Below are 7,424 nucleotides of genomic sequence, written 5' to 3'. Positions count from 1 at the left end.
GGATTATTAGGCCCCCTGGGCAGTCAGGTCGGCGATCTGTGGGCGACATTCAGCATTTTTGGCGTGGGTGCGGCGCTCACTTTCTTATTGATGCTGTTTTTCAGCCCGCGCAATAGCCCCTCCTTTTTCGCTCAACCTTCGTGGCAGCTTCTGGGCGGCGTACTCGGACCCGTTTATGTGATTATTTTAACGGTGACCACGCCGGTTATCGGCATAGCGCTGACGATGATTGGCATTCTTGCCGGTCAGGTATTTAAGAGCCTGATCATTGACCACTATGGTCTGCTGGGTAGCCCACGCAGAAAAATAAACGGCAAGCGCATTCTCGCGTTGATTTTCATCCTCGGCGCACTGACGCTGGTTGCACAAGGTTAAGGAAGCAATATGACCCTCCTGATGATTATTCTGGCGGTTGTTGGCGGCGCCACGCTGAGTATTCAGGCCGCAATCAACGGCCAGCTCGGCAGTCACGTCGGTGTATTTCGCAGCGCATTTTTGACTTTTTCGGTCGGGGCTCTTATTACGGCCCTGTTGATATTTTTCTTTGAACCGAAACATGCCGTCAGCCTGCTCGACGTTCCTAAATGGCAGCTGGTGGGTGCGATGTTCGGCGTACCCTATATTGTGGTGATGGTGTTGGCCGTACAGCGCATCGGAACTGCCGTGGCGACGGTTGCCGTCATTTTTGGTCAATTAACGATGAGTATGTTGATCGATAACTTTGGCTGGTTAGGCAACGCGACTATCCCGTTCTCGACGAATCGTCTTGGTGCCGTCGTTTGTCTGGCCATCGCCCTGGCCTTTATCTATTCAAGCCAGCAAACGAAAGTGGAGAATCGGACGGAGTCTGACCCCGTCCGCGAGGCAAATTAACGTAAAAAGACGGTACCCTTGAGGTACAGCGTTGCCTGACCTGCGATCAGGACACGGTCGCCCAGCAGTTCACAACGTAAGTCCCCGCCACGGGCTGAAACCTGGCGGGCTTGCATCTGCGTTTTACCGAGTTTTTCGCTCCAGTAGGGAATCAACATACTGTGAGTGGATCCGGTCACTGGATCTTCCGGTACTGACTCCCCCGGACAGAAGAAGCGGCTGACAAAGTCGTACTCATCCCCCGGCGCGGTCACGCAGACCATTTTATCCAGCGGCATCATCGCTTCGATATCCGGTATTAACGCTTCAACCTGCTGTTGATTCTCAAGCACCACCATATAATCCCGTCCGGCGCGAACCTCTTTGGCCCCTTCAATCCCCAGGGCGAAGAACAGTAACGCCGGCGGATTATCGACCGGCTCGCTCGTCCAGGCCGGGAAGTTGAGCGTAAGCCAGTCGCCGCTGCGCTTGACGGTAAGCTCCCCAACGAAGCGGGTTGAGAAGACGATTTCCGTGTGCGGATAGTCCAGATACTCGAAAATCACGTGTGATGCGGCAAGCGTGGCATGGCCGCACAGGTTGATTTCATACTGCGTGGTGAACCAGCGCAGCTCAAAGCCTTTATTGTTGCGCACAAAAAACGCAGTTTCTGACTGATTGTGCTGCTGAGCCATTTTCAGCAACGTCTCGTCCGGGAGCCACTCTTCAAGTGGGCAGACTGCGGCTGCATTTCCGGCAAAGGCCCGGTCGCTGAACGCATCCACCAGATAAAAATCAATTTGCTGCATTGTGTCACCACCTGTTTATTGTGCTTTTCTTTATATTCAATGAAAACAACCCCCTTCGCCAGCGCTATTGAAACGTAAATTATGAGATCTGCATCACATAATGATTGTCTTTTCGCCAGGTAAGGCTTTAAGATCGCGTCCTCATCTTATTCGCAACGAACCCCCTTATTCCTATGACAACGAACACGGTTTCCCGCAGGGTCGCGTGGCTACGTGTGGTCACGCTTGCCATTGCCGCCTTTATCTTCAATACCACTGAATTTGTCCCCGTTGGCCTGCTGTCCGATATTGCTCAAAGTTTCCATATGGAAACGGCGCAGGTCGGTATCATGCTCACCATTTACGCATGGGTAGTGGCGTTGATGTCGCTTCCTTTTATGCTGCTGACCAGTAAGGTGGAACGCCGTAAATTGCTGATTGGCCTATTTGTGGTGTTTATCGCAAGCCACGTGCTCTCTTTCCTGGCGTGGAATTTCACCGTGCTGATCGTCAGCAGGATTGGCATCGCATTTGCGCACGCTATTTTCTGGTCGATAACCGCCTCGTTAGCGATCCGTCTGGCACCTGCTGGTAAACGGGCCCAGGCACTGAGTCTGCTTGCCACCGGCACCGCGCTGGCGATGGTATTAGGCCTGCCGATAGGGCGTATTGTCGGGCAGTATTTCGGCTGGCGTACCACCTTCTTCGCCATCGGAATGGGCGCGCTGATCACGCTGCTGTGCCTTATCAAGCTTTTGCCAACACTCCCAAGCGAACATTCAGGCTCGCTGAAAAGCCTGCCTCTGCTGTTTCGTCGCCCGGCGCTGATGAGCATTTATCTGCTGACGGTCATCGTGGTTACCGCGCATTACACTGCGTACAGCTATATCGAGCCGTTTGTGCAAGTCGTCGCGGGCTTTAGCGCAAACTTTGCAACAGTCCTGTTATTGATTCTTGGTGGCGCAGGCATTGTCGGCAGCCTGCTGTTCGGCAAGCTGGGGAACAAACACGCCTCGCTGCTGGTGAGTAGCGCAATTGGTCTGCTGCTGGCGTGCCTGCTGCTCTTGATGCCCGCCTCGCAAAGCGAAAGCCATCTTGCAGTGCTGAGTCTGTTCTGGGGCGTAGCGATAATGATTATCGGTCTCGGGATGCAGGTCAAAGTGCTGGCGCTGGCACCGGACGCGACCGACGTGGCAATGTCACTTTTTTCCGGGATATTCAATATTGGTATTGGCGCAGGAGCCCTGCTCGGCAATCAGATCAGCCTGCATCTTTCGATGTCAGCGATTGGGTATCTGGGCGCTATCCCGGCTCTGGCAGCGTTGATTTGGTCAATTTTGATTTTTCGAAAATGGCCTGTGGCGCTCGAAGAACAGCCGCATCGCGGATAGAAAAAAGGGTGGCTGAGCCACCCTTTTTATTAATGATAGGTCTTAATAATTTCCAGTACGCCGTTGATGATGAACTGCACGCCCATACAGACCAGCAGGAAGCCCATCAGACGGGAGATCGCCTCTATACCGCCCTTGCCTACCCAGCGCATGATTGCGCCAGAGCTGCGCAGGCTGCCCCATAAGATAACGCCAATGAGGGCGAAGATGAGCGGAGGCGCAACCAGCACCACCCACGCAGAAAACGTTGATCCATCACGCACCGTTGAGGACGAGCTGATGATCATCGCAATCGTCCCCGGCCCCGCCGTACTCGGCATCGCCAGTGGCACAAACGCGATATTCGCGGAAGGTTCATCTTCCAGCTCTTCCGATTTGCTTTTGGCTTCAGGCGACTCATGCACTTTATGCGCCGGGAACAGCATCCTGAATCCGATAAAAGCAACGATCAGCCCACCGGCGATACGCAGACCCGGAATAGAAATGCCGAAGGTGTTCATCACGACCTGGCCCGCGTAATAGGCCACCATCATGATCGCGAACACGTAAACCGATGCCATCAATGACTGATGGTTACGTTCGGCGCTGTTCATATTGCCCGCCAGACCTAAAAACAGTGCCACGGTTGTTAACGGGTTCGCCAGCGGCAACAACACCACCAGCCCAAGTCCAATTGCTTTAAAAAGTTCCACCATAGCCTGTCGCCATCCTTATCCTTAATCAACGCCCTAATTATACGGTGAAACAGGGCAATTGAGCCATGAAGACGATGTAAGCACTATTTTCCACCGCGTAACTATAACTCAGCGTTATGTTTATGATTTAAAACAGACTCAAAAAAGTTCATTAATCGTTTTAGCAAAACGTGGCATCCGCGAATACATTCAGTTGACTTATACTTGCCTGAGCAATAATATCTGCCGTGACTAATCTACTTGCCAGGGCAACCATTGTGAAAAGCACCAGTGATCTCTTCAATGAAATTATTCCACTGGGTCGACTGATTCACATGGTAAACCAGAAAAAAGACCGTCTGCTCAACGACTATTTGTCCCCGATGGATATCACTGCCACGCAATTCAAAGTGCTGTGCTCCATTCGCTGCGAAGTCTGCATTACCCCTGTTGAGCTTAAAAAGGTGCTTTCTGTCGATCTTGGCGCGCTCACGCGCATGCTCGATCGTCTTGTCTGCAAAGGATGGATTGAAAGACGACCTAACCCAAATGACAAGCGTGGCGTACTGGTGCAACTCACCAGCGACGGTGCAGCCATGTGTGAAAAATGTCATGAGCTAGTAGGACTTACACTGCATCAGGAACTAACAAAAAACTTAACGGCGGATGAAGTCGTCACACTTGAGCATTTGCTTAAGAAAATCCTGCCGTAAACAGAAAGAGGTATGACGATGTCCAGACGCAATAATGACGCCATCACTATTCATAGCATTTTGGGCTGGATCGAGGATAACCTGGAATCACCCCTCTCTCTTGAGAAGGTGTCTGAACGTTCAGGTTATTCCAAATGGCACCTGCAACGGATGTTCAAAAAAGAGACCGGTCATTCATTAGGTCAATACATCCGCAGCCGTAAGCTGACCGAAATCGCTCAGAAGCTGAAAGAAAGTAATGAACCGATCCTGTATCTGGCGGAGCGTTACGGGTTTGAATCGCAACAGACCCTGACCCGCACGTTCAAAAACTATTTCGACGTGCCGCCGCATAAGTATCGAATCACCAGCATGCACGGCGAATCCCGATACTTGCTACCCCTTACACATTGCCATTGCTAATCGCCTGAATTAAGACGTAACCGAGGAAATCATGAAATTCACCGCCTCCGCCGCCCTCACCTTACTGGTGCTGGTCTCCGGCCAGACTTTTGCGGAGCAAACGCCCAATGCCGCACAGCAGAGCAATCGCAACGCGATGGTTCTGCCGACCGCAAACGAACAATCGCCTTATGATTTTAATCACATGGGTGCGGGAAGCGACAAATCCGACGAATTAGGCGTGCCGTATTACAATCAGCACGGCTTCTGATTCGTTTTGCCCCGCGTGATGCGGGGCTTTTTTCAGCCTCGAATACGTGTCGTCCTACGCACCCGCAAACCAAAAACGTTGATGTACAATCCGGCCATGACCAGTATCGCTCCCACAAGCTGTAATGCCGTCAGTTCCTCTCCCAGCAATACTGCCGCACTGGCGATACCGACCACCGGAACCAGCAGCGATAACGGCGCAACTCTCCAGGTTTCATATCTCCCCAGCAGCGATCCCCAGATACCATAGCCTACGATAGTGGCGACAAAGGCCAGATAGACCAGCGATAAGATCGTCGTCAGGTCAATCTCGACAAGGCTTTTGAGCATTATTGCCGGGCCGTCTAGCAGGAAAGAGGCAACCATAAACGGCACCACCGGAATCAGCGCACTCCAGACCACCAGCGACATCACCGCCGGGCGCGCCTCATGCTGCATAATGAGCTTGTTGAAGATATTACCGCAGGCCCAACTGAGACCTGCTGCCAGCGTCAGCATAAAGCCCAGCAACGCGACATGTTGGCCGTTCAGACTGGCCTCAACCAGCACCATCACGCCAAACACCGCCAGCGTTATCCCTGCCAGCTGTTTCCCCTGCAAGCGCTCGTGAAACACAAACGCACCGAGAATAATCGTAAAGAAGGCCTGCGCCTGAAGAACCAGCGATGCCAGGCCTGCTGGCATACCGAACTTGATCGCACAAAACAAAAAGGCGAATTGCCCAAAGCTAATCGTCAAACCGTAACCGAGCAGCAGGCGAAGCGGGATTTTCGGGCGAGCGACAAAAAACAACGCCGGAAACGCCACCAGCAAAAAACTCAGACCCGCCAACATCAGCGGAGGCATATTGTGTAACCCCACTTTGATAACCACAAAATTCAGTCCCCACACCACGACGACCAGCAACGCCAGTAGCCCGTCTTTACGCGTCATATCCTGCCCCTGATTATTAAATTTTTGTTAACGATTCAAGGTAACGAAAAAATCACGTGAGGAAAAGGTCATTCATTTTTGGCAGTCAAGCGAAGCACTTACGGATAAATTAGGTGCTATACAAGCCTCTTATAGCGTGGTAATCCTGATAAGACACAACAAAAAATCATAAGCACATGTCGGACAGGAATATGAAATCATCTCTCAGGCGCTCAACCGCAGCGCTGTTGGCATCGTCATTGTTATTAACAATTGGTCGCGGCGCGACTCTACCGTTTATGACCATTTATCTCACCCGCGTGTATAACATGAGCGTTGAGAATATTGGTTATGCCCTGACGGTGGCGTTAACCATTGGCGTCGTCTTCAGTATGGGATTTGGCATTCTGGCCGATAAGTTCGATAAAAAGCGCTACATGCTCATCTCGATTCTGGCCTTTATTGCCGGATTCATTGCGATTCCGCTGGTCGATAACGTCACGCTGGTGGTGATATTTTTTGCCCTCATCAACTGCGCATATTCGGTATTTTCAACCGTCCTGAAAGCCTGGTTTTCTGACGTTCTGACCCCTTCGGATAAAGCGCGGGTATTCTCCCTAAACTACAGTTTCCTTAACATTGGCTGGACGATTGGCCCACCGATTGGCACCCTGTTGGTGATGTACAGCCTCCAACTGCCGTTCTGGCTTGCAGCCTTCTGCGCCGCACTGCCGTTGGTCTTTATTCAGCTTTATGTGCAAAAAGGGCTGGCAGTTGACGCCGAAAATGCACCAGTACCGTGGCAACCTTCGGTGCTGCTGCGCGACAAAGCTTTATTCTGGTACACCCTTTCCGGTTTACTTGCCTCGTACGTGGGCGGCTCGTTTGCCAGCTGTATTTCTCAGTACGTGCTGGCGGCAGACTACGACAGTGATTTTGCTCAGAACGTGGTTGCCGTTGTGCTGCCCGTTAATGCTGCCGTTGTGGTTTCGCTGCAATATATGATTGGACGTAGGATTTCGACCAAAAATATCCGCCCGCTAATGGCGCTGGGAACGCTGTTCTTTTTACTGGGATTAGGAGGCTTTATGTTCTCCGGCAACAACCTCGTTTATTGGGGAGTGGCTTCGGCGGTATTTACCATCGGAGAAATCATCTACGCGCCGGGTGAATACATGCTGATTGATAACATCGCGCCCCCGGGAATGAAGGCGAGCTATTTCTCTGCCCAGGCGCTGGGCTGGCTCGGTGCCGCCGCAAACCCAATGATCACCGGTATCATCCTCACCCATCTCCCGCACTGGTCATTGTTTGCCATCATGATGGTGGCAATCGTCGTGGCCTGGCTGATGATTTTACGCGGAATGAGTGTGAAAGCGTGGCAGGATGAACCGAAAACGGCGTAACAACATGGCCGGGCGGGATCGCCCGGCAATAAAAAGC

10 protein-coding genes are annotated in these 7,424 nt (G+C 52.0%); 7 read left to right on the top strand and 3 right to left on the bottom strand.

Annotated elements, in window-relative coordinates:
* Positions 1-375, top strand: a 375-nt coding sequence (locus tag AC6EMZ_RS20515; RefSeq protein WP_498404654.1) for a DMT family transporter, incomplete at its 5' end; no start/stop codon positions are given.
* Positions 376-384: 9 nt separating this feature from the next.
* Positions 385-873 (top strand): DMT family transporter, encoded by a 489-nt coding sequence (locus AC6EMZ_RS20510; RefSeq protein ID WP_498404652.1) that lies wholly within the window; start codon positions 385-387, stop codon positions 871-873.
* Here AC6EMZ_RS20510 and AC6EMZ_RS20505 read toward each other — a convergent pair.
* Entirely contained in the window at positions 870-1,661 is a 792-nt protein-coding gene (locus AC6EMZ_RS20505) for a PhzF family phenazine biosynthesis protein (RefSeq protein ID WP_498404651.1), read from the bottom strand. The two genes, AC6EMZ_RS20510 and AC6EMZ_RS20505, sit on opposite strands and share 4 nt — an antisense overlap.
* A gap of 173 nt (positions 1,662-1,834) precedes the next feature.
* Here AC6EMZ_RS20505 and AC6EMZ_RS20500 point away from each other — a divergent pair, with 173 nt between their 5' ends.
* Positions 1,835-3,031 (top strand): sugar transporter, encoded by a 1,197-nt coding sequence (locus tag AC6EMZ_RS20500; protein ID WP_498404649.1) that lies wholly within the window; start codon positions 1,835-1,837, stop codon positions 3,029-3,031.
* Positions 3,032-3,060: 29 nt separating this feature from the next.
* Here AC6EMZ_RS20500 and AC6EMZ_RS20495 read toward each other — a convergent pair whose 3' ends face one another.
* Entirely contained in the window at positions 3,061-3,726 is a 666-nt protein-coding gene (locus AC6EMZ_RS20495; protein ID WP_498404648.1) for a MarC family NAAT transporter, read from the bottom strand.
* A gap of 257 nt (positions 3,727-3,983) precedes the next feature.
* Between AC6EMZ_RS20495 and marR the strand changes: the two genes are divergently transcribed.
* Genes marR through marB form a run of 3 tightly spaced genes read left to right on the top strand, consistent with a single transcriptional unit; the run spans position 3,984 to position 5,070 of the window.
* Positions 3,984-4,418: a multiple antibiotic resistance transcriptional regulator MarR gene (gene marR, locus AC6EMZ_RS20490; protein ID WP_498404647.1), complete on the top strand. Its 435-nt coding sequence runs from the start codon at positions 3,984-3,986 to the stop codon at positions 4,416-4,418.
* A gap of 18 nt (positions 4,419-4,436) precedes the next feature.
* Positions 4,437-4,820: an MDR efflux pump AcrAB transcriptional activator MarA gene (gene marA / locus AC6EMZ_RS20485; RefSeq protein ID WP_498404645.1), complete on the top strand. Its 384-nt coding sequence runs from the start codon at positions 4,437-4,439 to the stop codon at positions 4,818-4,820.
* A gap of 31 nt (positions 4,821-4,851) precedes the next feature.
* Complete coding sequence (gene marB / locus AC6EMZ_RS20480) at positions 4,852-5,070, top strand: multiple antibiotic resistance protein MarB (RefSeq protein ID WP_498404644.1); 219 nt, start codon at positions 4,852-4,854, stop codon at positions 5,068-5,070.
* Positions 5,071-5,102: 32 nt separating this feature from the next.
* On the opposite strand, the gene eamA is transcribed toward marB, so the two are convergent.
* Positions 5,103-6,002, bottom strand: a complete 900-nt coding sequence (eamA, locus tag AC6EMZ_RS20475; protein WP_498404643.1) for an O-acetylserine/cysteine exporter — start codon at positions 6,000-6,002, stop codon at positions 5,103-5,105.
* 191 nt (positions 6,003-6,193) lie between these two features.
* Between eamA and ydeE the strand changes: the two genes are divergently transcribed.
* The gene (ydeE, locus tag AC6EMZ_RS20470) at positions 6,194-7,387 is read left to right on the top strand and encodes an efflux MFS transporter YdeE (protein WP_498404642.1); all 1,194 of its coding nucleotides are present in this window, start codon (positions 6,194-6,196) and stop codon (positions 7,385-7,387) included.
* The last annotated feature ends 37 nt before the right edge of the window (positions 7,388-7,424 follow it).

Source organism: Enterobacter sp. SCRI0065 (genome assembly GCF_059766475.1).
Note: the sequence above shows the minus strand (reverse complement) of the source record. Positions and strands in the feature narration are given on the sequence as shown.

Coding starts and splice junctions, on each gene's coding strand:
- AC6EMZ_RS20500 (WP_498404649.1), top strand. CDS start 1,835: ATGACAACGAACACGGTTTCCCGCAGGGTCGCGTGGCTACGTGTGGTC.
- AC6EMZ_RS20505 (WP_498404651.1), bottom strand. CDS start 1,661: ATGCAGCAAATTGATTTTTATCTGGTGGATGCGTTCAGCGACCGGGCC.
- marA (WP_498404645.1), top strand. CDS start 4,437: ATGTCCAGACGCAATAATGACGCCATCACTATTCATAGCATTTTGGGC.
- AC6EMZ_RS20495 (WP_498404648.1), bottom strand. CDS start 3,726: ATGGTGGAACTTTTTAAAGCAATTGGACTTGGGCTGGTGGTGTTGTTG.
- marB (WP_498404644.1), top strand. CDS start 4,852: ATGAAATTCACCGCCTCCGCCGCCCTCACCTTACTGGTGCTGGTCTCC.
- AC6EMZ_RS20510 (WP_498404652.1), top strand. CDS start 385: ATGACCCTCCTGATGATTATTCTGGCGGTTGTTGGCGGCGCCACGCTG.
- eamA (WP_498404643.1), bottom strand. CDS start 6,002: ATGACGCGTAAAGACGGGCTACTGGCGTTGCTGGTCGTCGTGGTGTGG.
- ydeE (WP_498404642.1), top strand. CDS start 6,194: ATGAAATCATCTCTCAGGCGCTCAACCGCAGCGCTGTTGGCATCGTCA.